We start from the raw sequence: 25,414 nt of genomic DNA on the forward strand, positions 1-25,414 counted from the left end.
GAGGAGCCTGGACATGAGCCAGAACCCTCAAAGAATGCCCTTGATGCGCTCCAGCGACTCGATTTCGGCTACCGACCGGCCCACACAACATAAACAGCCCCGGATAACCCATGCCCCGATCCTTGGTCAGTCACTTGAAAAAAGTGCCGCGAGCGCCGAAGGAGCGGGTGTTTTTGGGGTTTTTCTACAGCTTCGTTAGATAAATATGAATCCGATACTTTTAGTCATGATCAGTTCCCTGTCTGGTCTCTTGGGTGTGTTTCTTGCTAACCACTATCAAATCAAGAGGCAACGGCTAGAGGCTGAGCATAAAGAAAAAATTGAAATTGAAAAATATCAGCGTGAAACCAAGGAGAGAACCAAAGAGCTAATAAGGAGCAAGCTCGAAGTGGCTCATCAAATAGCATCAAGAATAGCTTTTGAAAACTCTCAAACCTCAAGCTATATGGCAAGTGAAATGCTCTCAATTGATGATTTTCATAAGCGATACCAAGAAAACCAATTAGAGCTCGAAAAGCTCGTAATGATAATTGGAATATATTTCCCATCTTTAAATGAAGAAGCATCAATTTTAATTGGAAAAACCAATGTTTTCTGGGGATATCAAATGAACTATATGGCTACTGGAGCACACAACAGTATGGCGGTGGGTGAAATTCTTAAGGCCTCAGAGGCTATAGCCAAGACAACTAAAGTCATGAAAAAAGAAATGGAAAACATAGCAAAGAAGCTAGAAATGAGTATTTAACAAATCAATAAAATCCGCCCCTTCGGGGCGTCGGACGCAGCAAAGCTGCGCCGGTTATTTCCAAAGTACGCAATTTTCTCGCCAAAATACCATGCAGCTCCGCCTATTTCTTTCTTCAACTTGCCCAGCCAAGAACATCGAAAGTCTCAGTGAGACTGGCTACATCCTTTGCGAGTACTCTCAGCACTTGCTTGTTTCGCCGGCTCGACCAAGTCTGTTCTTTCACCGTAGGCTGCGATTAAGTTGCAGCCTAACTATTGATTCAAGCGTTAGCAACCAGAAGGATGGGTACGAATAGTTATGACATTGCTGCAAAGTTGTTTAATCGATGTATTGAAGCCTGAAGAAGGCATTTTCCCTTATTACGAGTCATTTTTATCTAGGTACTCTTTAATTACGGTTACTGCAATCGTGTCTCAATGTAGTTTGTTGCCTGGAACTTATGAAGGTATGACAAAAGAACACATGGATGGAGATATTGATGGGATGATTCAAGGTCTTCCTGCTGGTTCTGAAAAAAAACGAAAAGCATATCGAGCTTTTTGTTTGGGTGCCCATATTGCCCCAGGAGAGTCAGTTCAAGAGAATGAAAATAGGACTTTTGCATCAGAATTATTTACTCAAGATGCAAAAAAATACTCACTCTCTAACAGAGAAATGATTTTGAGAGGTTTGAATTCATCAGCGTTTATAAACTACTTCTTTTTAATCGAAGATAGTTTAAAAAATTTCTATATAGATTTGGTTAATCCTCGCAATAAGTTCATAAAAGGCTCGGAAACAATCGAGGTGTGCTTAGGAAAAAGCATCTCTGAGGCTGATATTGTTCAGGAATTTGAAAAAGAATTGTATGCTAGAAGCAAGATATTCTTCGATATTAGATCCTTGGAAATTATGTGGAACCTTTTGAATCTAATAAGGAATCAAATGGCTCATACAAATGGATTTTACGATGATAAAGCCAAACGATCACTAAATCGGAGGATTGAGAGCCTAGCGCAACACTATAGCGGTAATGATGATTGTTTGCTGTCGATTAACATGATTCTCGATGTTTTTGAAAATCATGAGGCACAAGTCAAGAAGACTGGATACTTAGTCATTGATGATTCTCTTGAGAATATAATCAGAAATATTTCCATTTTCATTATGGAGTCATTGTACGCTTGCAATCGAGACAAGATTGCTAACAAGGCCTTAAAGTCGGATTCGTAACAGTTGGCTCGGTTCCGCTTCGCTTCACATTTTAGCCAACATACTCACCGCTTAAGTCGGCGTTAGGCGTCAATAGATACTCGGGAGAAAAGTCATGTCCTTGCTAGCTCAGATCATTGCGTATGTAGTGAGTCCACTCGCAACTCTCCTCGCTGTGTGGGTTGCTTATCTGGCTGTCCTCAGAGGTGGACAGCCCCAACTCTTGGTTTATTACCAGCCCAACCCTGACGTTTCCTCTCTCATTGATCTTGTGGTTGAAAACATTGGTGGAGGTAGCGCAATCGAGGTGACATTCTCAGAGCCACTACCAATTAACTGGTTTGGCATAGAGAAACCGCATGAAGATGGATCGTTCATTCCAAAAGAGGGATTCCCTGCCTTATCCTCCGGTCAACGTTATATCTTCAACGGAGGGCAGTAGTCGGGGCTCGAGAGTAAGCTTGGGACAGGAGTGTAGGTCAAGGTGTCGTACAAATTCAGAAACCCTTTCGGTGTATTGCGGAAGGACAGCGATTCAATCGTGCTCGGCATTGGGCACCTAAAAACATGCCGACTCGAACAAGCGCTAGCCAAGCGATCGTTGACGCCCTTAAGGGGCCGAACACAACTACAGTACAAGAAATACGGAATGAACTTAGCGCCATTAACAAACAGCTTAAACAGTTGGTTAATCAACGCGGAAAGCAGGGCAGCGACGCAGATGCCTAAAAATATATTCAAGCCGACGCTGCTTCGCGGCGCGGCTTAACATTGGGCGTTAGGCTTACTATGTTCCGAATAACAGAAAACCCTCCTGAAGCATATATAAACAACAAAAAAGTCACTCTGAAATATTACAGCGAGACAATTGAAGCGGAAATTGAGTGCAATCTGTCAGATCTAAAAGAAGTTAAAGCCTCAGACTTTCCAAACTTATTAACGGCAATAGTAAATATTGATACAGGCATACTCGTACAAAATGCGAGCATGTTTATGATCCACAGAGATCGAGAGGCTGAAAGCTTTGCATTCACCATATTTTTTGGCCATGAACCCGGAGCCTGGGGAGACAAATTATCTAATAAAGCTATTTATCGAGAGATTTCAGAAATTCTCTCCGAAAAAAAGCTAGATGGACGTATAGGTATCGAGTACTCAGGCAGCGAGATATACATCTTTTCAAATTTTCACGACACCCAAGAAGACACTTACGAATTAATTACAGAAACACTAATTCTGGCTCAGGAGTTAATCGATACCGCTGAGAGCCGCCTCCTTGGCTTCAAGTGGAAAAATGGTTATAACACTAACGAAGATCTCTTCACAAAAGAGCTTGTAATTCCACTAATTCAAAAAATGGGCTTCATGCATGTCCGGTACAATCACGGCCCATCAGAATATGGTCGAGACATTCTTTTTAGCGAGCCAGACAAGCTCGGAAACATCCGCCGATTAGCGGCGCAAGTTAAAGCAGGCGAGATTAAAGGCGGCGCAAATTCATTAATTGACACAATAATCTCTCAAATTGATGATGCTTTCTCCATGCCAGTACAAGGGGCAGGGCAATCGAAGACCTACCATATATCTGACATGCTCATCATCTCTAGCGGGAAAATTAGTGAGAACGCAATAAAGAAAATCAACAGCAAAATTGACCCAAGGCTATCTGGTAGCGTCTTTTTTATAGACAGAGATGACCTCGACTGGTTAATTAAAAAGCACTGGCCCCTTTGAGCCCGCCTAACAATGCGTATATGGACTCTCCCCACAAGCGGTGAGAACACCCTGTTTACCAACCCTGTCGTCAGTGCGGTTGCATTCGTATATCCGGCCTGTGGTGGGCATTTCGCCCTGGCCATTCTGTAGTTCGCGCAGTGGGGGCCAAGCGTTCAATCGATCCGTCAGATCATGATTGTTATCGGCCTTGTTCCGCTGCAGGACTCGCCTGTTTCGACAGTGTCGCTGCTCACCACAACCACAAGAAAACACCCTCACACCCTACTGATTACCCTCGCCGTCAGGCGGGCCGTGCGCCCTGCCAGTCGCCACTGAAACGTCGTTCGTGGCACCAGACGGCCCAGCAGATGCGTACCAGCTTGTTAGCCAGCGCGACCGCCGCCTTGTTGTGGCCAATGCGTGCGGCGGTTTCCACCGCCCAGCGTTGTAGACGGGTTAGTTTTTCCGGCGTTGCTGGCAGCGTTGTGCGGCCAGCAACGCCGCCCGCGCGCCGTGGATCAACAGGGTGCGCACATAGGTATTGCCCTGTCGGCTGATATGCCCGAGCTTGCGGCGCTCCCCGCTGCTGAATTCGCGGGGCGTCATGCCCAGCCAGGCGCTGAGCCGGCGACCGTTGGCGAAGCGCTCGGGCTGGCCCACAGCCGCCTTCAAGGCACTGGCGGTTAATACGCCGATGCCGCTGACCTCATCCAGCTTGCGCACGATGGCGTCGTCGGCATGCCAGCGTTTCAGCTGCTGTTCGCAGTCGGCCATGCACTGCTCGTACACGTTGATTTCGGCCAAGACGATATGCAGGGACGCGCGTAGCGGGGCCAGCCCCTCCACCAGCGTGGGCGCCGCACGCAGGAATGCCGCGGTCGTGGTCGGGGCTTCGATGCCCGCTTCGCGCAGGATGCCGCGCAACAGGTTGATGCGCTGTGTACGGCTTTTCTTCCAGGTTTCGCGCAATCCGTGCAGGTGCTGAACCTGTTGCTGCTGGTGGCTTTTGACCGGCACCGGATGGATATCCTGGCAGCGGGCGGCCTCCAGGATGGCGTCGCAATCGTTGCGGTCGGTTTTGCTACGCCGTCGATAGGGACGGACATAACGAGGGTGGATCAGTTTCACTCGATGCCCCAGGGATAGCAGCAGACGCCCCCAGTGATGGGCAGTGCCACAGGCTTCCATCAGCCACTCGACCGGCTCGGGTTGCTAGATGCCTCATTCTTAGAGGGTGGTTCTTTAGGAGTAGGTACTAAGCATCCTCAACTTTAGTAAGGAACATAGTGTGGATTTTCACGCGGTGTTCGCTACAGAAAGGGAGGCTGACCAAATAGCTAAAATGTACGTAGCAGATTTCAAGGCTGGAGAGCAGCTAACGAACCTAGAAACCCGGCCTTACCCAAGAATTTGAGACCAGGCTGCCAAGAAGGGTTTCTCAGGTTGAGGGGTATCTTGACGGTTGGGGTGTTCTTCAAGAGTGGGAATGCCTAACGCTGTAAGTAGCGCCTGCAACAAAAAGCCCGTCGTTGATGACGGGCTTTTTCGTGGGGTGCACTTGGTAGTTGCAACGCTCCATCGCGTAACAGCCCCTGCAGGGGCCGTTACGGAATGGCTACGGCATCAGACCAGATCAGTGCCGTCGCGTTTGGCGATGCGCATATCGCGGAATACACCGACGCAGAGAACAGCCAGGACGATGCTGGCCATTGCCGGCCAGATCAAAACATAAGCGGTCAGAGCGAGACTGGACATGGGATGTTTTCCTCTTCTTTGGTTGTGGAAACGGGTTGTGTGGTCTGGAAGGCGACGACGCGTTCACCAATGTGATCGAAGTCGAAGCGTTCCTGGCTGCGCAGGCTGATGGCGACGCACACCACCATGCTGGTGCCATAGGCGGTCAGTGAGCTAAGCAGGACCGGATAGTCGCGCAGGAAGCCCACAGCGAACGGGGCGAGGCCCAGAGCGGTGAGCGTACCCAGCACAATGCCGACCGTGCGGCCAAAAAAGCCGAATGCCATCAGACCGATCACCACACCGCCGCCGATCGAAGCGCAGAGTTCAAAGAACACGGCGAGTACGCCTTGCAGCGGCAACAGCTCGAAGCGGCTGATCAGGAACAGGGTGAAGGCGGCAATCACGGCCCAGGTAAAGGCCTTGTTGGTGACCCGGTCCCAGAACATGCTGGCGATCACCGGGAAGACGATGGCGCCCCACAGTGCACCGACAAAAATCAGCATGGTCAGGATGTCGAGTTTCAGGCTGGCGAAGATGACCCCAACCATGGTCGCGACAATCATGGTCAGCCGGCCGACCCAGAGCATGACGGTCGGGTTGGGTTTGCCCTTGGCCAGGTTTTTGCCATAGACGTCGGTCATGACGATGGCGGACAGGGCGGACAGGTCGGAGTCGGCGGTTGAGGACAGCGAACCGATCACCATGATGAAGAACAGCCCGATCACGAACGGCGGCAGATAGGACGAGGCCATCTGTGGAATCAGGTTGTTGAGGTTGCCATCGATGGGCTGCACACCGGCGAGCAGCGCCAGCAGGCCGAGCATGCCCAGACCGATGACAATGGCGCCGTAGCCGAGGGTGGCGGTGATGAAGGTCGGCTTGATCAAGTCTTCACGTACCGCGAACAAACGCTGGGCAATGGTCTGGTTGCCAATGGCGTAGGCTAGCACGGCGACGAAATACGGCGCGCCTTGTTCAAGGATGGCGGTGGGGGAATAGAAACTGGCCTGCTCGGGCGTCAGGCGGGACATGCCGGTGGTGAACAGTTCCGGTCCGCCTAGCTGGAAGAAGATCATCGGGATGATGATGATCGCGGCAAGAATCATCGCAATCAGTTGGCCAAAGTCAGTAAGTATCGACGAGCGAAAGCCCGACCAGAGGGTGTAGGACAGCACCCCAATACCGGCAATCAGCACACCATGGATAAAGCTCAATGGCGACAGCACTTCGACCAGCGCGCCGGCGGCGGTGAAGTTGACCATCAGGCTGATCCCGCTACCAAGGATATTCGAGCCGGCGAGGATCATCTGGCTGGAGCGCCCGTGGCGGGCATGCATGATCTCTCCCAGCGTGTGAGCCTTGGGTGCCAGTTGTCTGAATCGCCTGCCGAAGGGGTAGATGAACAGAATCATCAGCGCACCCCAGAAGCCGTAGTGCAGCGCGCCGGACAAGCCGTACTTGTAGCCTGCGCTGGCGGCGGCGTAGAACGAGGCGGCCCAGATCCAGGTGGCGGTCATGCTGGACGCCGACATGCCGAAGCCCACCGAGTTGTTGGAGACCATGTAGCTGTCGACGTTCTCCTGCTTGCGACCGATGCGCAGGGAGACCAGGAAGGTAAGACCGTAAAAACCCACTAAGAGAAGTAGAACGGTGGTGAGTGATAACTGAAACACAGCATCTCCTTTTTTATAGCCTTCAAGCGTCGCTGGCACGACGCAGGACCGCATACGCGGCAGGGCGTTTATAGCAACCCGAATCACTGCACACGGCAGGCAGATCGAACTTGAGCTCGAGGGGTTGCGAGCTAGAAAGCTGACAGGATGCAGATCGGCACATGCGATCTAAAAATGTTCACAGGCGATACCCAAAAAGGAAGGTAATTGCTGTGATCCTGCAGCTGCGGTACCGGGTGATTCCGGCAAATGAAAGTCGCGTCACATTGCTGTAGCTGACGCATCAGGGAGCGGAGTCTAGCATCATTGCCACGCAAAGGCGGCTTTTGGTTTCGCGTTTTCTTAAAAAGCAATAGGTTGCGTGAAATATATTTCCACGTTTCGAGCCGGTTCTAGAGCGCTCCGGAGGCTGTATTCACGGGGGTTGCACCGAATCGAATTCGAAGCGCTTCTAGGCTCAAAATTCCTGCAAAAAAAGTGATTGCCGGGTTGGCTGCTGGTGCAGCCGGCCTGCAAAATCACTTTTTTTGGGGTAGAAGCAGGTCAGTCCTGCGCGTGCATCCACTGCGGCTTCGGGTAACGTCGATCAGCCTTGCCGGCCTTGAGAATAGAGCCGGGGACATCGTGGCCGATCAATGCAGGGAGTGAGGTTGCGGCCGCCAGCAGACGGTCCAGATCGACGCCGGTTTCCAGCCCCATGCGCTGGAACATGTGCACCAGATCCTCGGTGCAGATATTGCCGCTGGCGCCCGGTGCGTAGGGACAGCCCCCCAGCCCCCCCAAGGACGCATCGAAGCGGTCGATGCCGGCGTTCAGTGCCGCCAAGGCATTGGCCAGGCCCATGCCACGGGTGTTGTGAAAATGTGCGGTGAACACCGCCTCCGGCCAGCGGCGTCGTGCTTCGGCACAGAGGCGCCCGACCTGCGCCGGATCAGCCATGCCGGTGGTGTCGCACAATGTGATGCCTTGTACACCGATGTCCAGCAGGCGCTGGATCAGCGTGTAAACGCGGTCTTCCGCGACGACGCCCTCGAATGGGCACCCGAAGGCGGTGGACAGCGAGGCGTTGACGAACACCCCGGTGCCGCGCGTTACTTCGATGATCGACTTGAACTGCTCCAGCGACTGCTCGGGCGTCATGCGCAGGTTGGCCAGGCCGTGGGTGTCGCTGGCCGACATCACCAGGTTGATTTCATCCACCTCGCAGGCCAGCGCGCGTTCGCAGCCTTTTACGTTGGGCACCAGTACGGTGTATTCCACCCCTGGCACGCGGCGGATGCCGCGCATCACGTCCTCGGCATCGCGAAGGTTGGGAATGGCCTTGGGCGAGGTGAATGAGGTGACTTCAATTTTCGCCAGCCCCGTTTCCGAGAGCCGGTCGATGAGTGCGATCTTGTCTTCGGTGGGGATGAAGCTGGATTCGATCTGGAAGCCGTCGCGGGTGGCAACTTCCTGGATGTATAGACGCGTACTCATCAGATGATCCCTCGTGCGCGCAGCCCTTCACGCTGTTCGTTGGTGAGGCCGAGGCCGGCTAGAACGTCATCGGTGTGTTCGCCCAGTTGCGGGCCGCCGGTGCCGATGCGGCCTGGTGTGCGGCTGAGCTTGGGCAGCACGCCCGGCACTTTCAGCGGCCCGGCGAAGGTCTGTACCTGCTCGATCATCTGCCGCGCCAAATAATGCGGATCCTGCACGATATCGGCGGCGGTATACGGATAGCCGGCCGGTACCCGTGCGCCCTTGAGCGCTTCGATGATGTCGCTGCGGCTGTGGCGCGCGGTCCATTCGCCAATGGCGGCGTCGATCAGTTCGGCGTGCTGGCTGCGGCCGTCGTTGTGGGCGAAGCGCGGGTCGTCACCCAGATCCGGGCGGCCAATCAAGTTCATCAAGCGCTTGTAAATGCTGTCGCCGTTGCCAGCGATCAGCACATAGCTGCCGTCGTTGCAGCGGTAGGAATTCGACGGGGTAATGCCGGGCAGGGCGCTGCCGGCCGGTTCACGCACATGGCCGAAGGCGTCATATTCGGGGATCAGGCTTTCCATCATCCCGAACACCGATTCATAGAGCGCGACATCGATGGACTGGCCCTTGCCGCTGCGCTGGCGCTCCTGCAAGGCAAGCAGCACGCCGATGACGCCGTACAGCGAGGACAGCGAATCACCGATGCTCACGCCCACGCGCACCGGCGGCTGGCCAGGATGGCCGGTGAGATGGCGCAGGCCGCCCATGGCTTCGCCGATTACGCCAAAACCGGGCAGGTCGCGGTAAGGGCCGGTCTGGCCGTAGCCGGAGATGCGCAGCATGATCAGACGAGGATTGATCTGTTCCAATTCGTCCCAGCCCAGACCCCAGCCTTCCAGGGTGCCGGGGCGAAAGTTTTCTACCAGCACGTCGGCCTCGGCCACCAGGCGGCGGACGATGTCTTGCCCTTCGGGCTCCTTGAGATCAAGGGTGATCGACTGCTTGTTGCGCGACTGCACATGCCACCACAGTGAGGTGCCGTCCTTGAGCTTGCGCCATTTGCGCAGCGGGTCGCCAACACCCGGCGGCTCGATCTTGATCACCTCGGCGCCGAATTCGCCGAGCAGCTTGCTGGCGAAAGGGCCGGCAATCAATTGGCCCATTTCCAGGACCTTGACGCCTTGCAGCGGCAGGCCCGCATCTGTTCGTTCCGTCATTGCTCATCACCTGTGCAAGGGAGTTTCATGGAGCCCAGCATGGCGCAGGGCAGGCAGAGGGACAATTGCTCAATCGGCAAGCCAGGCTTCGTGGTTCACGAAGCGAATGGCCTGAATCCTTTGTGAAATCGGGAGTTCCTGATGCATGCTTCGCTTCCCACGAAAGCGGAGTGTGTTATGCGCCGGTTTGATTTGACTACGTTGCGGGTGTTCGTCGCGGTTGCCGATGAGCGCAGCCTGACCCGCGCTGCTGAACGCGAGCACCTGGCGCTGGCGGCGGTGAGCAAGCGCGTCAGCGATCTGGAAAGTCAGCTGGGCATCAGCCTGCTCTACCGCCAGCCCAAGGGCGTCGAGCTGACGCCGGCCGGGCATGCCTTGTTGCACCATGCGCGCAATGTGCTGGACAACCTGCAGCGGATGAATGCCGATCTCAGCGAATTCAGCGAGGGCGTCAAAGGCCATGTGCGCATTCATGCCAACACCTCGGCGGTGATCCAGTTTCTGCCTGAAGACCTCAGCGTGTTCAGCCGTCTGCACCCGCAGGTGAAAATCGATCTGGAAGAGCGGGTCAGCACCGATACCTTGCGCGCGTTGCGCGAGGGCCTGACCGACATCGGTATTTTTGCCGGCCACCTGCCGGTGGAAGAATTGCAGGTGTTTCCCTACCGCCAGGATCAACTGGTGCTGGTCACGCCGCGCGAACATCCGCTGGCGACGCGCGAATGCCTGGCGTTGCGTGACGCGGCCGGCTACGACTTCATCGGTCTGCAGCAGGATGCCTCGCTGCACACGCTGCTGCAGCAGTCGGCCCAGCAGCAAGGAATTCCCTTGCGCTTGCGCATCCAGGTGCGCAGTTTCGAGGCGATCTGCCGGATGATCCACACCGGCATGGGCATTGGCGTGTTACCGGCGCAGGTCGTCAGCAATTATCTGCCCACGCTAGAAGTCGCCACTGTTCCGTTGAGTGATGCCTGGGCACGGCGCGAGCTGAAGATCGGCGTGCGCAATCTGCAAGGGTTATCGGTGACTGCGCGGCAGATGCTCGAGCACCTCACCAATGGCGAAGGAGAGGCATGAAAACAGCGTGTTTTCACGGATGATTGAAGAGTGGTTTCGTGAACCACGAAGTCGAGCTTCCTCAAATGTGAATGTCAGCGGATGAAAGTGCCGGGGTAGAGTCCAGAGGCTTGCATGGCTCAACAATTACAAAACGGAGCTTCCCATGTCACGACTCACCTTTAATCGCGTCACCCGCTTGTTCGCCGCCTCGGCCCTGTTCTGTGCGCTCAGCGCCCAGGCCGACCCGATCCTGATCAAGTTCTCCCACATCACCGCCGACACCACGCCCAAGGGTCAAGGCGCATTGATGTTCCAAAAACTTGTCGCCGAACGCCTGCCGGGCCAGGTCGAGGTACAGGTATTCTCCAACTCTTCGCTGTACGGCGATGGCAAGGAGATGGAAGCGCTGCTGATGAACGAGGTGCAGATGCTCGCACCGGCGCCTTCCAAGCTGGAGCAGTACACCAAGCAACTGCAGCTGTTCGATCTGATGTTCCTGTTTGATGACGTCGCCGCTGCTCAGCGTTTCCAGCAGTCGGATAAGGGCCGGGCCATGTTGCGCTCGATGGAAGCCAAGGGCATCACCGGCCTGGCCTACTGGCTCAACGGCATGCGCCATTTCACCGCCAACACGCCGCTGCGCGAGCCGGCCAATGCGCGCGGGTTGAAGTTCCGCGTGCAGCCCTCGGATCTGCAGGCCGCGCAATACACTGCGCTGCGCGCCGTACCGCGCAAGATGTCCTTTGCGGAAATCTATCAGGGTCTGCAGACCGGGGTGGTCAATGCCCAGGACAACCCCTGGTCGAACATCTACAGCCAGAAGTATCACGAAGTTCAGAAGTACATGACCGAGTCCAGTCATGCGATCGGCAACTACCTGCTGATCACCAACACGCAATTCTGGAACGGCTTGCCGGCTCCGGTTCGCAGCGAGCTGGAGAACATCATCGAAGAGGTGACCACCGAGGTGAATCGCCAGGCCGAGGCGCTGAATGAAACGGCCAGGCAGAACATCGTAGCCTCTGGCAAAAGCGAGATTCTGCAGCTGACTGCCGAGCAACGTGCTGCCTGGCGTGACGCTGTGCGTCCGGCCTGGGCGAAGTTCGAGGCTGAAATTGGCGCTGAACTGATTCAGGCCGCTCAGGCGTCGAATCAGCGCTGACCCGCTTACTTGGGCGTTATCCGCGGCCGGCAGCCATTCTGCCGGCCGTTTTTCTTACGGGGCGTGTAAGGTTCCCGAGCCGAAAACCTACCATGGTCGCACGCGGCCTTTTCGAATCAGGGGTCTATGCTTTTCGAAAGCGTGCTTCCTGGCGTTGCCGGTAGTGACCCGGGCCCCGCCTTTGGCCGGGTAAGGGCTCGCCGACTCGCAGGCCGCACTCATATCAAGGAAGGCAAGACGAGGACAGCCCAATGAGTGCCGAATCCCTGTATCCCGTGCAGCCTGAGGTCGCCGCACACACGTTGACCGATGAAGCGACCTACAAGGCGCTGTATCAGCAGTCGGTGGTTAATCCGGACGGTTTCTGGCGCGAGCAGGCCGAACGGATCGACTGGATCAAACCCTTTACCCGGGTGAAGCAAACCTCGTTCGACGATCACCATGTGGATATCAAATGGTTCGCCGACGGCACCCTCAACGTTTCCGCCAACTGCCTGGACCGCCACTTGGAAGAGCGCGGCGACCAAGCGGCGATCATTTGGGAAGGTGATGATCCTTCCGAACACAAGGTGATCACCTACCGCGACTTGCACGAGCAAGTGTCAAAGTTCGCCAATGCGTTGCGCGGCCAGGATGTACACCGTGGCGACGTCGTGACCATTTATATGCCGATGATTCCCGAGGCTGCGGTGGCGATGCTCGCCTGCGCACGGGTCGGGGCGATCCATTCGGTGGTGTTTGGCGGTTTTTCGCCCGAGGCCCTGGCCGGGCGCATCATCGATTGCAATTCCAAATTGGTGATCACCGCGGACGAAGCCCTGCGGGGCGGCAAGCGTATCCCGCTCAAGGCCAACGTCGACCAGGCTCTGACTCACCCGGAGACGCGCAGCATCCAGAACGTTATCGTGGTCAAGCGCACCGGCGGCGAGATCAACTGGTACCCGCACCGTGACCTTGCCTATGACGATCTGATGCGAGTCGCTGGAAGCGTCTGCGCCCCCAAGGAAATGGGTGCTGAGGAGCCCCTGTTTATCCTCTATACCTCAGGCTCCACCGGCAAACCCAAGGGTGTGCTGCATACCACGGCGGGCTATCTGGTGTTTGTCGCGTTGACCCACGAGAAAGTCTTCGATTATCGGCCGGGCGAGGTGTTCTGGTGCACCGCTGACGTCGGCTGGGTGACCGGGCACAGTTATATTCTCTACGGACCGTTGGCCAACGGGGCTACCACGCTGATGTACGAGGGTGTGCCCAACTACCCCGACGTGACGCGTGTGGCAAAAATCATCGACAAGCACAAGGTCAACATTCTCTACACCGCGCCTACGGCCATCCGCGCCATGATGGCCCAGGGCAAGGCGGCGGTTGAAGGCGCTGACGGCTCCAGCCTGCGCCTGCTGGGCTCGGTAGGCGAGCCGATCAATCCGCAAGCCTGGCATTGGTACTACGAGACCGTTGGCCAGTCACGCTGCCCGATCGTCGACACCTGGTGGCAGACCGAAACCGGCGGCATCCTGATCAGTCCGTTACCGGGCGCGACAGCGCTTAAACCGGGTTCGGCGACCCGGCCGTTCTTCGGTGTGGTTCCCGGTATCGTCGATAACCAGGGCAATCTGTTGGAGGGCGTCGCGGAAGGCAACCTGGTGATCCTCGACTCCTGGCCGGGGCAGATGCGCAGCATCTATCGCGACCACGACCGGTTTGTCGACACCTACTTCAAGGCCTATCGGGGCATGTACTTCACCGGTGATGGCGCGCGCCGCGACGAGGACGGCTACTACTGGATCACCGGGCGGGTGGATGATGTGTTGAACATCTCCGGGCACCGCATGGGTACCGCCGAGATCGAAAGTGCCATGGTCGCCCATCCCAAGGTGGCCGAAGCGGCGGCGGTGGGTGTGCCCCATGACCTCAAGGGGCAGGGCATCTATGTGTACGTCAGCCTGAACACTGGGGAGCATTCGTCCGAGGAGTTGAGTCAGGAACTCAAGCAATGGGTGCGCCATGAAATTGGCCCGATTGCCGTGCCAGAGGTGATTCAGTTTGCCGCCAGCCTGCCCAAGACCCGTTCGGGCAAGATCATGCGCCGGATCCTGCGCAAGATTGCCACCGGCGACTATGAAAGCCTCGGCGACATCTCCACCTTGGCCGATCCCAGTGTGGTGCAAGACCTGATCGAAACCCATCGAGACCTGCACAGCGCCTGAGCGTGCGGCTTCCCGCAGGCGCAAGCGCTAGTTGGAAGCCGTCTTCCTCGACCGCAAAAAGCCTTGCAGCCAGCTGCAGCTTCAACGCTTGGCGAGGTCGTAGTGCTGCCTAACACAGGCGAAGCGTCGCAGAAATATACCGTTCTTATGTGCTGCGTTGTTCGGCCTGGCGTTCTGCCGTTAGAATGACGTCTTTGTGTGTCAGCCGCCGCGTGCAAGCGCTTGATGCAGTGCGCATTTAACCGCTTGTACTGTCTTCTCTTAGCCTCAAACAGGCCTTTGTGAGGCTAAACTGCTCCGCCATGACTGCCTCTAGAATCGGTTTCCTTGTTTGGCCAGGCACCCGCGCGACGACACTGGCCCTGGCCGAAGAAGCGCTTCGTGTCGCCCAGCATGTTCACCCGGATGTTATGTACGATCTGCACTTCTTTCAGGTGGAAGAAATGCCGTCGAACGCTGCCTGGCGCTTGCCTGGCGGCAGTCTGGTGGAAGATTCCCTGGAAGGATTGTCGCGCCTGTTTCTAGTGGCTGACGAGCCACCGCGTGCGGTGTCGCCGACCTTGACCGCCATGCTCAAGCAACTGGCGCGCAGCGGCTGTCAGTTGGGTGCACTGTCTGCCGGTGTATACCCCCTGGCATTGTTGGGATTGCTCGATGGCTATCGCGCTGCCGTGCATTGGCGTTGGCTGGATGATTTCATCGAACGCTTCCCCAAAGTGGTCGCTACCAGCTACCTGTTCGAGTGGGACCGCGATCGCCTGAGCGCCTGTGGCGGTTTGGCCGTGCTCGATCTGTTTCTGGCGGTGCTCACGCGTGATCATGGCGCGGAACTGGCCGGCGCGGTGAGCGAGGAGCTGGTGGTCGAGCGGATCCGCGAGGGCAGTGAGCGCCAGCGCGTACCGCTGCAGAATCGCATTGGCTCCAGCCACCCCAAGCTGACCCAGGCAGTGCTGCTGATGGAAGCCAATATCGAGGAGCCGCTGACCACCGACGAAATCGCCCAGCATGTGAGCGTATCGCGTCGGCAGCTGGAACGTATCTTCAAGCAGTACCTCAACCGTGTGCCCAGTCAGTATTACTTGGAGCTGCGCCTGAACAAGGCGCGCCAGATGCTCATCCAGACCAGCAAGTCGATTATCCAGATCGGCCTGTCGTGTGGATTCTCCTCGGGGCCGCATTTTTCCAGCGCTTACCGCAATTTCTTTGGCGCCACGCCGCGTGAAGATCGCAACCAGCGTCGCAGTGGCACGCCGTTCGACCTGACCACGCCGTCGGCGCCGGCAGATCGAGGCTGACAGTTTTTTTCGTGAATAGGCGCACACTGGAATCAACAGTGATTAAACTGCGCTGCCGGGCCAGCCGGATGGCCCCGGCGCGTTCTGCCGAGCAGCCTTCGCCTGGCGATGGTCATGCTTCGCAAGAATTTCCAACACTCTTATCTTGGCCAGACATGGCAGGAGAACGTCTCGATGTCCGCTCCACACGTGCCCGTTAAACGCGCTGATTTCGATCAGGTCATGGTTCCCAACTATGCGCCCGCCGCCTTTATTCCCGTGCGCGGCGAAGGCTCTCGGGTCTGGGACCAGAGTTGCCGAGAGCTGATCGACTTCTCCGGTGGCATTGCGGTGAACGTGCTGGGGCATTGTCACCCCCGACTGGTCGAGGCGCTCACCGAGCAGGCCGGCCAGCTCTGGCACGTCTCCAACGTATTCACCAATGAGCCGGCATTGCGCCTGGCCCAGAAGCTGGTGAACGCCACCTTTGCCGAGCGGGTGTTCTTCTGCAACTCCGGCGCCGAGGCTAACGAGGCCGCCTTCAAGCTTGCTCGCCGCGTTGCCCATGACCGCTTCGGTCCTGAGAAGCACGAAATTATCTCTGCGCTCAACAGCTTCCACGGTCGCACCTTCTTTACCGTGAGCGTGGCTGGCCAGCCGAAATACTCCGATGGCTTCGGGCCCAAGCCACAGGGCATCACCCACGTCCCGTTCAATGACCTGGCGGCGCTGGAAGCGACCATTTCCGACAAGACTTGTGCCGTAGTGCTGGAGCCGATCCAGGGCGAAAGCGGGATTCGTCCGGCCGAGCAAGCCTACCTGGAAGGCGTACGCAAGCTGTGCGACAAGCATAATGCGCTGTTGATCTTCGACGAAGTGCAGACTGGGGTTGGCCGTACCGGCGACCTGTTCGCCTACATGCACCACCACGTGGTGCCGGACATCCTCTCCAGCGCCAAGAGCCTGGGCGGCGGCTTCCCGATTGCCTCGATCCTGACCACTCAGGAGCTGGCCGGTTATTTCTCGGTGGGTGTGCACGGCACCACCTACGGAGGCAACCCGCTGGGTTGCGCGGTAGGCGGGGCGGTGCTGGATATCGTCAACACCCCCGAAGTGCTCAATGGCGTCAAAGCTCGCCACGAAATCTTCAAGACACGCCTGCAGCAGATCGGTGCGCAATACGGCCTGTTTGACGAGATTCGCGGACGCGGCCTGCTGATCGGTGCGCAGCTCACCGAAGGCTGGCTGGGCAAGGCGGGCCAGGTTCTGGCCGCCGCCGAGAAGGAGGCCCTGATGGTTCTGCAGGCCGGCCCCGACGTGGTGCGCTTCGCTCCCAGCCTAGTGATCGACGAGGCGGATATCGACGAAGGCTTGAACCGTTTCGAGCGTGCCGTGGCGCGCCTGGTCAACCAGGGCTGACAGGTTCCGTACCGCCCCCCCCACAACAGGAGTCACAGCATGCTGGTGATGCGCCCCGCGCAACTTTCCGACCTGGCTGAAGTCAAGCGCCTGGCTGCGGACAGTCCACTGGGCGTCACGTCGTTGCCTGATGATGTGGAACGGCTGCGTGAAAAGATCCTGACCTCGGAAGCCTCGTTTGCAGCCGAGGTGATCTTCAACGGCGAGGAAAGCTACTTCTTCGTGCTCGAGGACAGCTCCAGCGGGCGGTTGATGGGTTGCTCGGGGCTGGTGGCTTCGGCGGGCTATTCCGAGCCCTTCTACACCTTTCGCAACGAAACCTTCGTGCATGCGTCCCGCGAGCTGAACATTCACAACAAGACCCATGCCCTGTCGCTGTGTCACGACCTGACCGGCAACACGCTGCTGACCAGCTTTTTCGTCGAGCGGTCTGAGTCGTTGCTGGCCAGCGAGCTGGTGTCGCGAGGACGATTGCTGTTCATCGCCAGCCACCCGGAGCGTTTCGCCGAGGCGGTGGTGGTGGAGATCATCGGCGACAGTGACGAAAACGGCGACTCGCCATTCTGGGATGGAGTAGGGCGTAATTTCTTCGACATGAGTTATGCCGAGGCCGAGCATCTTTCCGGCGTGAAAAGCCGCAGCTACCTGGCCGAGCTGATGCCGCATTACCCTATCTATGTGCCGCTGCTGTCCGATGCCGCTCAGGAGGCCATGGGGCAGGTGCATCAGCAGGCGCAAGACTCTTTCGACATCCTCACGCGTGAAGGCTTCGAGACCGAGCATTACATCGATATCTTCGATGGCGGTCCGACCCTGCATGCACGTACGTCCGGCATTCGTTCGATCGCCCAGAGCCAGGTGCTGCCGGTGCAGCTGAGCGATCAGCCGATGCGCACCGGCGGGCGGCCCTACCTGCTGGCCAATGGGTTGCTGCAGGATTTTCGCGCCATCGCGGTGAGTCTCGATTGGGAGGCCGGCGCCCCGGTGCGCCTCGACCGCGTAACGGCCGAAGCGCTGGGCGTAGGCGAAGGCGCTACTGTCAGGTTGATCGCAATTTGAATACAGATGTCATGTGGTGCGCCATTGTCGGCCTAACCGGGAGCGTCACAACCCGTGGCGTGCAGTGTGCGGCTGGCAGCCATACGGAGGAGTCATGATCGTTCGTCCCGTACGCAGTGCCGATTTGCCGGCGCTGGTCGACCTGGCGCGCAGCACGGGGGCTGGCCTCACCTCGCTGCCGGAGAGCGAGGAGCGCCTGGCGCAGCGCATTGCCTGGGCACAAGTCAGCTTTCGCGGCGAGGCGGCAGCGGCGGATGCTGATTACTTGTTTGTGCTGGAAGACGATGACGGCAAGGTGGTGGGGATTTCGGCCATAACCGGCGCGGTTGGCCTGCGTCAGCCTTGGTACAACTACCGGGTCGGGCTCACCGTGTGCGCCTCGCTGGAGCTGAACATTCATCGGCAGATTCCGACGTTGTTCCTCGCCAACGACCTGACCGGCAATACCGAGATGTGTTCGTTGTTCCTGCATGCCGATCACCGTACGGGCCTCAATGGTCGGCTGCTGTCCAAGGCGCGCCTGTTGTTTCTGGCCGAGTTTCGCTCACTGTTCGCCGACAAGGTGATCGCCGAAATGCGCGGAATTTCCGATGCCGAAGGCCGCGCCCCATTTTGGGAATGTCTGGGGCGGCATTTCTTCAAGATGGAATTCAGCCGCGCCGATTACCTCACCGGTGTCGGCAACAAGGCTTTCATCGCCCAACTGATGCCCAAGTTTCCGCTGTATACCTGCTTCCTGTCTGAGGAGGCGCGCGAGGCGCTGGGCAAGGTTCATGCGGAAAGCGAGCCGGCGCTGACCATGCTGCAGAGCGAGGGTTTTACCCATCAGGGCTACGTCGATATTTTTGACGGCGGCCCGGCACTGGAATGTGAGACCGGCAAGATCCGCGCGGTGCGCGACAGTCGCTTGCTGGTGCTGGCAGTAGGTACGCCCGGCGATGACGCCAGTGATTTCCTGATTCACAACCGCAAGCGCGAAGAATGCCGAGTGACGGTGGGACAAGCCCGTATGGCGGCCGGGACTCTGGTGGTTGATCCGCAGACAGCTCGGCGGCTGGGCTTGTCGCCGGGTGCTCAAGTGCGCGCCGTGCCGCTGCGAGCCAATCACCTCACCTGATCATGCGCCTGTCCGCTTGGCTCATGACCGTCCGGCGGAAAACGATGTGTCTGATCCGCATTTGCTCATTCGGTGCGATGCGGGATTGGATGAGCGGAAGCAGCGCTTTAAACTGCGGCCCCTACACCTTTCTAACGAATGAACGGCAAATGAATCGACAGTGCTGCTGTCGGCTACCTGCCGTTCATTGCTTTTCCCTTAGGAGATTGATATGAGCGATGCCCCTCTGCAACTGATTCTTGAAGACACCGATGGCACCCAGCTGGAAACCACCTGCACCCGTTTTGCCGTGATGTGGCAGGGCCGGGAGGTGTGGATTCAGCAGGTGGGCAACGGTCAGTTGATGATTGGTGTGGATGTCGACGAAAACGACACCGAATACGCCAACCTCTTGCTGCGTCCGTTGGCGACCAACCTGGTAAGCCTGCAGCTGGAAATGGAGCCCGCCGACCTTGAGGGCGATGACGAGCACGTCCATGGTCCGGACTGCAATCACGACCATTGATCTGCTAGCGGCAGCGAACGCTGCTTGGCGTAGAGGTAGCGCTGGTATCCGGCGGCGCAGCTGTTGACCCCAATTCACCGCGCCCAGCGCTTTCGGTGGGCGATTGTGAGTGGCGATTTATTATTGCCGGTGCCCATCCAGAGCAGTCCTCATCCGTAGTCTTATATAGGGAGGCGTGCAATGCCTGTCATCGATTTGCGCAGCGACACCGTCACTCAGCCCACCCCTGGCATGCGCGAAGCGATGCTCACGGCTCAGCTCGGCGACGACGTCTACGGTGAAGACCCCGCCGTTAATGCATTGCAGCAAACCCTGGCCGAACGGCTTGGCTTTGCCGCGGCGCTGTTCGTACCCACCGGTACGATGAGCAACCTGCTGGGCCTGATGGCGCATTGCGAGCGCGGCGACGAATACATCGTTGGCCAGCAAGCGCATACCTACAAATACGAAGGCGGCGGGGCGGCTGTACTGGGTTCCATCCAGCCGCAGCCGGTGGAAATGGACATCGACGGCTCGCTGGATCTGGATCGGGTCAAGGCGGCCATCAAGGCAAACGACTTCCACTTCGCCCGCACACGATTGCTGGCGCTGGAAAACACTATGCAGGGCAAAGTGCTGCCGCTCGAGTATCTGGCGGCGGCGCGTGCTTTTACCGAGCAGCATGGCCTGGCTCTGCATCTCGACGGAGCGCGGCTGTTCAATGCCTCGGTACGTCTGGGCGTGTCGCCGACGGAGATCGCGAGGCATTTCGATTCGGTTTCCGTGTGCTTGTCCAAAGGCCTGGGTGCGCCGGTTGGCTCGGTGCTATGCGGTTCAGAGGCGCTTATCGACAAGGCGCGCCGCTGGCGCAAAGTGTTGGGGGGCGGCATGCGCCAGGCCGGCATTCTGGCTGCGGCTGGGATGTATGCACTGGACCACCAGGTCGAGCGACTGGCCGAGGATCACGCCAACGCGCAACGCCTGGGCCAGGGTTTGAGTGAGCATGGGTGGGCGGTGGAGCCGGTGCAGACCAACATGGTTTATGTGCAGGTTGGCGAGCACGCACAGGCGCTGCAGCAGTACGCGGCCGCACGACAGATTCGCCTCACCGCGGCGCCACGTATGCGCCTGGTGACTCATCTCGACGTCGGTGCTGCCGATATAGTCAAGGTGATTGACCTTTTCAAGGCGTTTCGCATTGAAAAAAACTGACTATTCAATTGACCCTGCCAATTGAACAAAGCGCTGCATCAACGGTCTCGGGTCGATATAATGCCGCCCTTTGCCGGCTATCCGCGTGGCGTTTGGGCCACCGCCGTTTTCTGGAAGAATTTATGAAAAGCGCAGAAATCCGTGAAGCCTTCCTTCGCTTCTTCGAAGAGAAGGGGCACACCCGTGTGGCCTCCAGTTCGCTGATTCCGGCGAATGATCCGACCTTGCTGTTTACCAATGCGGGCATGAATCAGTTCAAGGACTGTTTCCTCGGCTTGGAAAAGCGCGCCTATACCCGTGCAACCACCAGCCAGAAGTGCGTGCGCGCCGGCGGCAAGCATAACGATCTGGAAAACGTCGGTTATACCGCACGCCACCATACGTTCTTCGAGATGCTGGGTAACTTCAGCTTCGGCGATTACTTCAAGCGCGACGCGATTCATTACGCCTGGGAATTCCTCACTTCGCCGCAATGGCTGGGCCTGCCTGCCGAGAAACTGTGGGTCACCGTCTATGCCAGTGATGATGAGGCCTACGATATCTGGACCCAGCAAATCGGCGTGCCGGCCGAGCGCATGGTGCGTATTGGCGACAACAAGGGTGCGCCTTACGCCTCGGACAACTTCTGGGCGATGGGCGATACCGGCCCTTGCGGTCCGTGCACCGAAATCTTCTTCGACCATGGCGAGCACATCTGGGGTGGCCCGCCCGGCTCGCCGGAAGAGGACGGCGACCGCTACATCGAAATCTGGAACAACGTGTTCATGCAGTTCAACCGCACTGCAGACGGTGTGATGCACCCGCTGCCGGCGCCGAGCGTAGACACCGGCATGGGCCTGGAGCGCATTAGCGCGGTGTTGCAGCATGTCAACTCGAACTACGAGATCGACTTGTTCCAGAGCTTGTTGAATGCGTCGGCAGCCGCCATCGGCTGCGCCAATGAAGGTCAGGCCTCGCTGAAAGTGGTTGCCGATCACATTCGTTCCTGCGGTTTCCTGATTGCTGACGGCGTGACGCCGTCCAACGAAGGCCGTGGCTATGTGCTGCGCCGTATCGTTCGCCGCGCCTGCCGCCACGGTAACAAGCTGGGTGCCAAGGGCAGCTTTTTCCACAAGATTGTCGCCGCGCTGGTGGCCGAGATGGGCGAAGCCTTCCCCGAATTGAAACAGCAGCAGGCGCAGATCGAGCGCGTTCTGAAGACCGAAGAAGAGCAGTTTGCCAAGACCCTGGAGCAGGGCCTGAAGATTCTTGAGCAGGATCTGGCTGAGCTGTCTGGCACGGTCATCCCCGGTGATGTGGTGTTTAAGTTGTACGACACCTACGGTTTCCCGGTTGACCTGACCGCCGATATCGCCCGCGAGCGCGAGCTGACCATCGATGAGCAGGGCTTTGAGCGTGAGATGGATGCCCAGCGCGAGCGCGCACGCTCCGCCAGTGCGTTCGGCCTGGACTACAACAGCCTGGTGAAGGTTGAGGGCGAGACGCGCTTTATCGGTTACCAAGGCACGTCGGGCAGCGGTAAGGTGGTTGCGCTGTTCAAGGAAGGCATGAATGTAGAGCGCCTGAACGCGGGCGAAGAGGGCGTGGTGGTGCTTGACCAGACGCCGTTCTATGCCGAATCCGGCGGCCAGGTGGGTGACTGCGGTTATCTTGCTGCCGAAGGCCTGCGTTTCGATGTGCGTGATACCAGCAAGGCCGGCGGTGCCTATCTGCACCATGGCATCCTAGACAGTGGCAGCTTGCAGGTCGGGGCCGCGGTCGATGCGACCGTCGATTCCTCGGTGCGTCAGGCAACCGCTTTGAACCACTCGGCGACGCACCTGCTGCACGCCGCGCTGCGCGAGATCCTGGGCGAGCATGTGTCGCAAAAAGGTTCGCTTGTGGACAGCCAGCGTCTGCGTTTCGACTTCAGTCACTTCGAGGCGATCAAGCCCGAGCAAATCAAAGCGCTGGAAGATCGGGTCAACGCCGAGATTCGCAAGAACACGGCGGTGGATATCGAAGAGACTGATATCGAGACGGCCAAGTCTCGCGGCGCCATGGCGCTGTTCGGTGAAAAGTACGGCGACCAGGTGCGTGTGCTGAGCATGGGCGGCGGTTTCTCCGTCGAGCTGTGTGGCGGCACCCACGTCAAGCGCACCGGTGACATCGGCTTGTTCAAGATCACCAGCGAAGGCGGCGTAGCCGCCGGTGTGCGCCGCATCGAAGCGGTTACCGGCGAACTCGCGCTGGCCTACCTGAATGCCGCCGAAGAGCAGCTCAAGGAAGCTGCGCAGCTGGTCAAGGGCAGCCGCGACAACGTGCTGGAAAAACTGGCTGGTGTGCTTGAGCGTAACCGTCAGTTGGAAAAGGAGCTGGAGCAACTCAAGGCCAAGGCTGCCAGCGCGGCCGGTAGTGACCTGGCGGGCTCGGCAGTCGACGTGAAGGGCGCAAAGGTGCTGGCAGCGCGTCTCGACGGCCTGGATGGTAAGGCATTGCTGGCGCTGGTCGATCAGTTGAAGAACAAGCTTGGCAGTGCGGTGATCCTGCTCGGTGGTGTTCAGGACGACAAAGTCGTGCTGGTAGCCGGTGTCACCCAGGACCTGACGAGCAAGCTCAAGGCCGGCGACCTGATGCGCCAGGCGGCAGCCGCCGTTGGTGGCAAGGGTGGTGGACGTCCGGACATGGCCCAGGGCGGCGGCAGCGATGCCGGCAAATTGGACGAGGCCCTGGCATTGGCCGAGGGATTTGTCGAACAAGGTCTGTAATTGCTGAAAGCCAGGGTTCGCAGCGCGCCCAGCGAACCTTGGTAGTTTGACCCCTGGCGGGTCTAATGGGCGCCTTCAAGGACTCAGGCGGTTTTTGACATGGCTTTGATCGTACAAAAGTTTGGAGGCACCTCCGTGGGTAGCGTTGAACGCATCCAGCAGGTGGCCGAGAAGATCAAGAAATTCCGGGAAAACGGCGACGATATCGTCGTGGTGGTTTCCGCCATGAGCGGTGAGACCAATCGCCTGATCGATCTGGCCAAACAAATTACCAATGGCAAGCCGGTACCGCGTGAGCTGGACATGATGGTGTCCACCGGCGAGCAGGTGACTATTGCTCTATTGGCCATGGCGTTGATCACTCGCGGCGTGCCGGCAGTGTCCTTTACTGGTAACCAGGTGCGTATCCTCACCGACAGCACCCACACCAAGGCGCGGATTCTGCAAATTGATGCGCAGAAGATCGGCGCTGAGCTAAAGATGGGCAAAGTCGTCGTCGTCGCCGGTTTCCAGGGGGTGGACGAGCACGGCAACATCACCACGCTGGGCCGCGGCGGTTCGGACACCACGGGTGTCGCCCTGGCGGCGGCGCTGAAAGCCGATGAATGCCAGATTTATACCGATGTGGACGGGGTCTACACCACTGACCCGCGCGTCGTACCTAAGGCGCGTCGCCTGGAGCGGATCACCTTCGAAGAAATGCTGGAAATGGCCAGCCTTGGTTCGAAGGTCTTGCAGATCCGTTCGGTGGAGTTCGCCGGTAAATACAACGTCCCGCTGCGCGTGCTGCACAGCTTTCAAGAGGGGCCGGGCACCCTCATTACCCTTGATGAAGAGGAATCCATGGAACAGCCGATCATCTCTGGCATCGCTTTCAACCGCGACGAATCAAAGCTGACCATTCGTGGCGTGCCGGATACTCCCGGGGTCGCCTTCAAGATCCTGGGTCCGATCAGCGCTGCGAATATCGAAGTGGATATGATCGTGCAGAACGTTTCGCACGATAACACCACGGATTTCACCTTTACCGTCAACAACCCAGACTATGAAAATGCCCTGGGAATCCTGCAGGGGATCGCTGACGAGATTGGCGCTCGCGAGGTCAAGGGCAACGTCAGCATCGCCAAGGTATCCATTGTCGGTGTCGGTATGCGCTCCCACGCTGGAGTGGCCAGTCGCATGTTCGAAGCCCTGGCCAAAGAAGGGATCAACATCCAGATGATCTCTACGTCGGAAATCAAGGTTTCCGTAGTCGTTGAAGAAAAATACCTGGAACTGGCTGTGCGTGCCCTGCACACCGCATTCGAACTGGATGCTCCGGACCACCGCCAGGACGCTTGAATCCTGATGTTTGGAAGGCGCGCATTGCGCGCCTTCTGTCTTTTTGATGGGTCTGAAGGAAATTTTGCTTCCCGCAGGTCGGTCAATATTTGGAAGGTCAGCGCACCCTTCGCGTGAAACCTTCCCTTTTTTGCAGACTGTTGTTGTCCTGTACTACTGAAGAATCCATTAAGGAGAAAGGAATGCTGATTCTGACTCGCCGGGTAGGGGAAACCCTCATGGTAGGTGACGAAGTCACCGTGACTGTTTTGGGCGTGAAAGGTAACCAGGTGCGTATCGGCGTGAACGCTCCTAAAGAAGTTGCCGTACACCGTGAGGAAATCTACCAGCGCATCCAGAAGGAAAAGGATCAGGAACCAAGCCATTAATTTATCTGACTTTTTTTTATAAAAAAGGCTTTGCAAGCGGGGTAAAGCTGTATATCATGCGCCCCGTGTTGCGGAGAGGTGGCCGAGTGGCCGAAGGCGCTCCCCTGCTAAGGGAGTACATCTCAAAAGGGTGTCGGGGGTTCGAATCCCCCCCTCTCCGCCATTATTTTCAAGTTTCGCGGCTGGTTGTAAGAATCGCGAAACAAGTTGCAAATGTGG

General features: G+C 57.7%; 20 protein-coding genes, 1 tRNA gene and 1 pseudogene. 17 read left to right on the plus strand and 5 right to left on the minus strand.

The annotated features are described in order from the left end of the window. The first annotated feature begins 226 nt into the window (after window positions 1-226). The 4 genes from H9642_RS17710 (at window position 227) to H9642_RS17725 (ending at window position 3,676) form a co-directional block, all read left to right on the plus strand. Entirely contained in the window at window positions 227-748 is a 522-nt protein-coding gene (locus H9642_RS17710; RefSeq protein ID WP_251837790.1) for a hypothetical protein, read from the plus strand. Window positions 749-1,048: 300 nt separating this feature from the next. Next, the gene (locus tag H9642_RS17715; protein WP_251837791.1) at window positions 1,049-1,963 is read left to right on the plus strand and encodes a hypothetical protein; all 915 of its coding nucleotides are present in this window, start codon (window positions 1,049-1,051) and stop codon (window positions 1,961-1,963) included. 94 nt (window positions 1,964-2,057) lie between these two features. Beyond that, window positions 2,058-2,384 carry a DUF8453 domain-containing protein gene (locus H9642_RS17720; protein ID WP_251837792.1) on the plus strand — a complete coding sequence of 109 codons (327 nt, stop codon included), beginning with the start codon at window positions 2,058-2,060 and terminating at the stop codon, window positions 2,382-2,384. Between the two features lie 347 nt (window positions 2,385-2,731). Next, a complete protein-coding gene (locus H9642_RS17725; protein ID WP_251837793.1) occupies window positions 2,732-3,676 on the plus strand; it encodes a hypothetical protein in 945 nt (314 codons plus the stop codon). Between the two features lie 283 nt (window positions 3,677-3,959). Here H9642_RS17725 and H9642_RS17730 read toward each other — a convergent pair. The 5 genes and pseudogenes from H9642_RS17730 to H9642_RS17750 form a co-directional block, all read right to left on the minus strand. Further along, window positions 3,960-4,849, minus strand: a pseudogene (locus H9642_RS17730) (IS110 family RNA-guided transposase). Window positions 4,850-5,281: 432 nt separating this feature from the next. Next, window positions 5,282-5,413 carry a putative transporter small subunit gene (locus tag H9642_RS17735; protein WP_251837794.1) on the minus strand — a complete coding sequence of 44 codons (132 nt, stop codon included), beginning with the start codon at window positions 5,411-5,413 and terminating at the stop codon, window positions 5,282-5,284. After that, entirely contained in the window at window positions 5,395-7,068 is a 1,674-nt protein-coding gene (locus H9642_RS17740) for a sodium:solute symporter family transporter (protein WP_251837795.1), read from the minus strand. Before H9642_RS17740 ends, H9642_RS17735 begins: the two co-directional genes overlap by 19 nt. Before the next feature lie 543 nt (window positions 7,069-7,611). Continuing rightward, a complete protein-coding gene (locus H9642_RS17745) occupies window positions 7,612-8,544 on the minus strand; it encodes a hydroxymethylglutaryl-CoA lyase (RefSeq protein WP_251837796.1) in 933 nt (310 codons plus the stop codon). Next, complete coding sequence (locus H9642_RS17750; RefSeq protein WP_251837797.1) at window positions 8,544-9,746, minus strand: CaiB/BaiF CoA transferase family protein; 1,203 nt, start codon at window positions 9,744-9,746, stop codon at window positions 8,544-8,546. The genes H9642_RS17745 and H9642_RS17750 overlap by 1 nt, the downstream gene beginning before the upstream one ends. Window positions 9,747-9,923: 177 nt before the next feature. Here H9642_RS17750 and H9642_RS17755 point away from each other — a divergent pair, with 177 nt between their 5' ends. The 13 genes from H9642_RS17755 (at window position 9,924) to H9642_RS17815 (ending at window position 25,358) form a co-directional block, all read left to right on the plus strand. Then, window positions 9,924-10,823, plus strand: coding sequence for a LysR family transcriptional regulator (locus H9642_RS17755; RefSeq protein WP_251837798.1), 900 nt, complete (start codon window positions 9,924-9,926; stop codon window positions 10,821-10,823). A 145-nt stretch (window positions 10,824-10,968) separates the two neighbouring features. After that, entirely contained in the window at window positions 10,969-11,967 is a 999-nt protein-coding gene (locus H9642_RS17760) for a DctP family TRAP transporter solute-binding subunit (protein ID WP_251837799.1), read from the plus strand. 251 nt (window positions 11,968-12,218) lie between these two features. Next, complete coding sequence (acs, locus tag H9642_RS17765; RefSeq protein ID WP_251837800.1) at window positions 12,219-14,174, plus strand: acetate--CoA ligase; 1,956 nt, start codon at window positions 12,219-12,221, stop codon at window positions 14,172-14,174. Window positions 14,175-14,476: 302 nt separating this feature from the next. Continuing rightward, window positions 14,477-15,469: a GlxA family transcriptional regulator gene (locus tag H9642_RS17770; protein ID WP_251837801.1), complete on the plus strand. Its 993-nt coding sequence runs from the start codon at window positions 14,477-14,479 to the stop codon at window positions 15,467-15,469. 174 nt (window positions 15,470-15,643) lie between these two features. Then, entirely contained in the window at window positions 15,644-16,867 is a 1,224-nt protein-coding gene (locus H9642_RS17775) for an aspartate aminotransferase family protein (RefSeq protein WP_251837802.1), read from the plus strand. A 39-nt stretch (window positions 16,868-16,906) separates the two neighbouring features. After that, the gene (aruF, locus tag H9642_RS17780) at window positions 16,907-17,926 is read left to right on the plus strand and encodes an arginine/ornithine succinyltransferase subunit alpha (protein ID WP_251837803.1); all 1,020 of its coding nucleotides are present in this window, start codon (window positions 16,907-16,909) and stop codon (window positions 17,924-17,926) included. 94 nt (window positions 17,927-18,020) lie between these two features. Beyond that, window positions 18,021-19,043 (plus strand): arginine N-succinyltransferase, encoded by a 1,023-nt coding sequence (gene astA / locus H9642_RS17785; protein WP_251837804.1) that lies wholly within the window; start codon window positions 18,021-18,023, stop codon window positions 19,041-19,043. 211 nt (window positions 19,044-19,254) lie between these two features. Continuing rightward, the gene (locus H9642_RS17790; protein ID WP_251837805.1) at window positions 19,255-19,548 is read left to right on the plus strand and encodes a topoisomerase II; all 294 of its coding nucleotides are present in this window, start codon (window positions 19,255-19,257) and stop codon (window positions 19,546-19,548) included. Window positions 19,549-19,728: 180 nt separating this feature from the next. Beyond that, window positions 19,729-20,739 (plus strand): low-specificity L-threonine aldolase, encoded by a 1,011-nt coding sequence (gene ltaE, locus H9642_RS17795; protein WP_251837806.1) that lies wholly within the window; start codon window positions 19,729-19,731, stop codon window positions 20,737-20,739. Between the two features lie 122 nt (window positions 20,740-20,861). Continuing rightward, complete coding sequence (gene alaS / locus H9642_RS17800) at window positions 20,862-23,486, plus strand: alanine--tRNA ligase (protein ID WP_251837807.1); 2,625 nt, start codon at window positions 20,862-20,864, stop codon at window positions 23,484-23,486. Window positions 23,487-23,585: 99 nt separating this feature from the next. Continuing rightward, window positions 23,586-24,827, plus strand: a complete 1,242-nt coding sequence (locus tag H9642_RS17805; protein WP_251837808.1) for an aspartate kinase — start codon at window positions 23,586-23,588, stop codon at window positions 24,825-24,827. Between the two features lie 182 nt (window positions 24,828-25,009). After that, window positions 25,010-25,195, plus strand: coding sequence for a carbon storage regulator CsrA (gene csrA, locus H9642_RS17810; RefSeq protein ID WP_084339110.1), 186 nt, complete (start codon window positions 25,010-25,012; stop codon window positions 25,193-25,195). 72 nt (window positions 25,196-25,267) lie between these two features. Next, a tRNA-Ser gene (locus tag H9642_RS17815) sits at window positions 25,268-25,358 on the plus strand. The last annotated feature ends 56 nt before the right edge of the window (window positions 25,359-25,414 follow it).

The sequence above is a fragment of the Serpens gallinarum genome, from assembly GCF_014836765.1.
In the GTDB taxonomy this organism is placed as follows: domain Bacteria; phylum Pseudomonadota; class Gammaproteobacteria; order Pseudomonadales; family Pseudomonadaceae; genus Serpens; species Serpens gallinarum.

Coding starts and splice junctions, on each gene's coding strand:
- H9642_RS17750 (WP_251837797.1), bottom strand. CDS start 9,746: ATGACGGAACGAACAGATGCGGGCCTGCCGCTGCAAGGCGTCAAGGTC.
- H9642_RS17710 (WP_251837790.1), top strand. CDS start 227: ATGATCAGTTCCCTGTCTGGTCTCTTGGGTGTGTTTCTTGCTAACCAC.
- ltaE (WP_251837806.1), top strand. CDS start 19,729: ATGCCTGTCATCGATTTGCGCAGCGACACCGTCACTCAGCCCACCCCT.
- alaS (WP_251837807.1), top strand. CDS start 20,862: ATGAAAAGCGCAGAAATCCGTGAAGCCTTCCTTCGCTTCTTCGAAGAG.
- astA (WP_251837804.1), top strand. CDS start 18,021: ATGATCGTTCGTCCCGTACGCAGTGCCGATTTGCCGGCGCTGGTCGAC.
- H9642_RS17760 (WP_251837799.1), top strand. CDS start 10,969: ATGTCACGACTCACCTTTAATCGCGTCACCCGCTTGTTCGCCGCCTCG.
- H9642_RS17735 (WP_251837794.1), bottom strand. CDS start 5,413: ATGTCCAGTCTCGCTCTGACCGCTTATGTTTTGATCTGGCCGGCAATG.
- csrA (WP_084339110.1), top strand. CDS start 25,010: ATGCTGATTCTGACTCGCCGGGTAGGGGAAACCCTCATGGTAGGTGAC.
- aruF (WP_251837803.1), top strand. CDS start 16,907: ATGCTGGTGATGCGCCCCGCGCAACTTTCCGACCTGGCTGAAGTCAAG.
- H9642_RS17725 (WP_251837793.1), top strand. CDS start 2,732: ATGTTCCGAATAACAGAAAACCCTCCTGAAGCATATATAAACAACAAA.
- acs (WP_251837800.1), top strand. CDS start 12,219: ATGAGTGCCGAATCCCTGTATCCCGTGCAGCCTGAGGTCGCCGCACAC.
- H9642_RS17715 (WP_251837791.1), top strand. CDS start 1,049: ATGACATTGCTGCAAAGTTGTTTAATCGATGTATTGAAGCCTGAAGAA.
- H9642_RS17790 (WP_251837805.1), top strand. CDS start 19,255: ATGAGCGATGCCCCTCTGCAACTGATTCTTGAAGACACCGATGGCACC.
- H9642_RS17775 (WP_251837802.1), top strand. CDS start 15,644: ATGTCCGCTCCACACGTGCCCGTTAAACGCGCTGATTTCGATCAGGTC.
- H9642_RS17745 (WP_251837796.1), bottom strand. CDS start 8,544: ATGAGTACGCGTCTATACATCCAGGAAGTTGCCACCCGCGACGGCTTC.
- H9642_RS17755 (WP_251837798.1), top strand. CDS start 9,924: ATGCGCCGGTTTGATTTGACTACGTTGCGGGTGTTCGTCGCGGTTGCC.
- H9642_RS17770 (WP_251837801.1), top strand. CDS start 14,477: ATGACTGCCTCTAGAATCGGTTTCCTTGTTTGGCCAGGCACCCGCGCG.
- H9642_RS17805 (WP_251837808.1), top strand. CDS start 23,586: ATGGCTTTGATCGTACAAAAGTTTGGAGGCACCTCCGTGGGTAGCGTT.
- H9642_RS17720 (WP_251837792.1), top strand. CDS start 2,058: ATGTCCTTGCTAGCTCAGATCATTGCGTATGTAGTGAGTCCACTCGCA.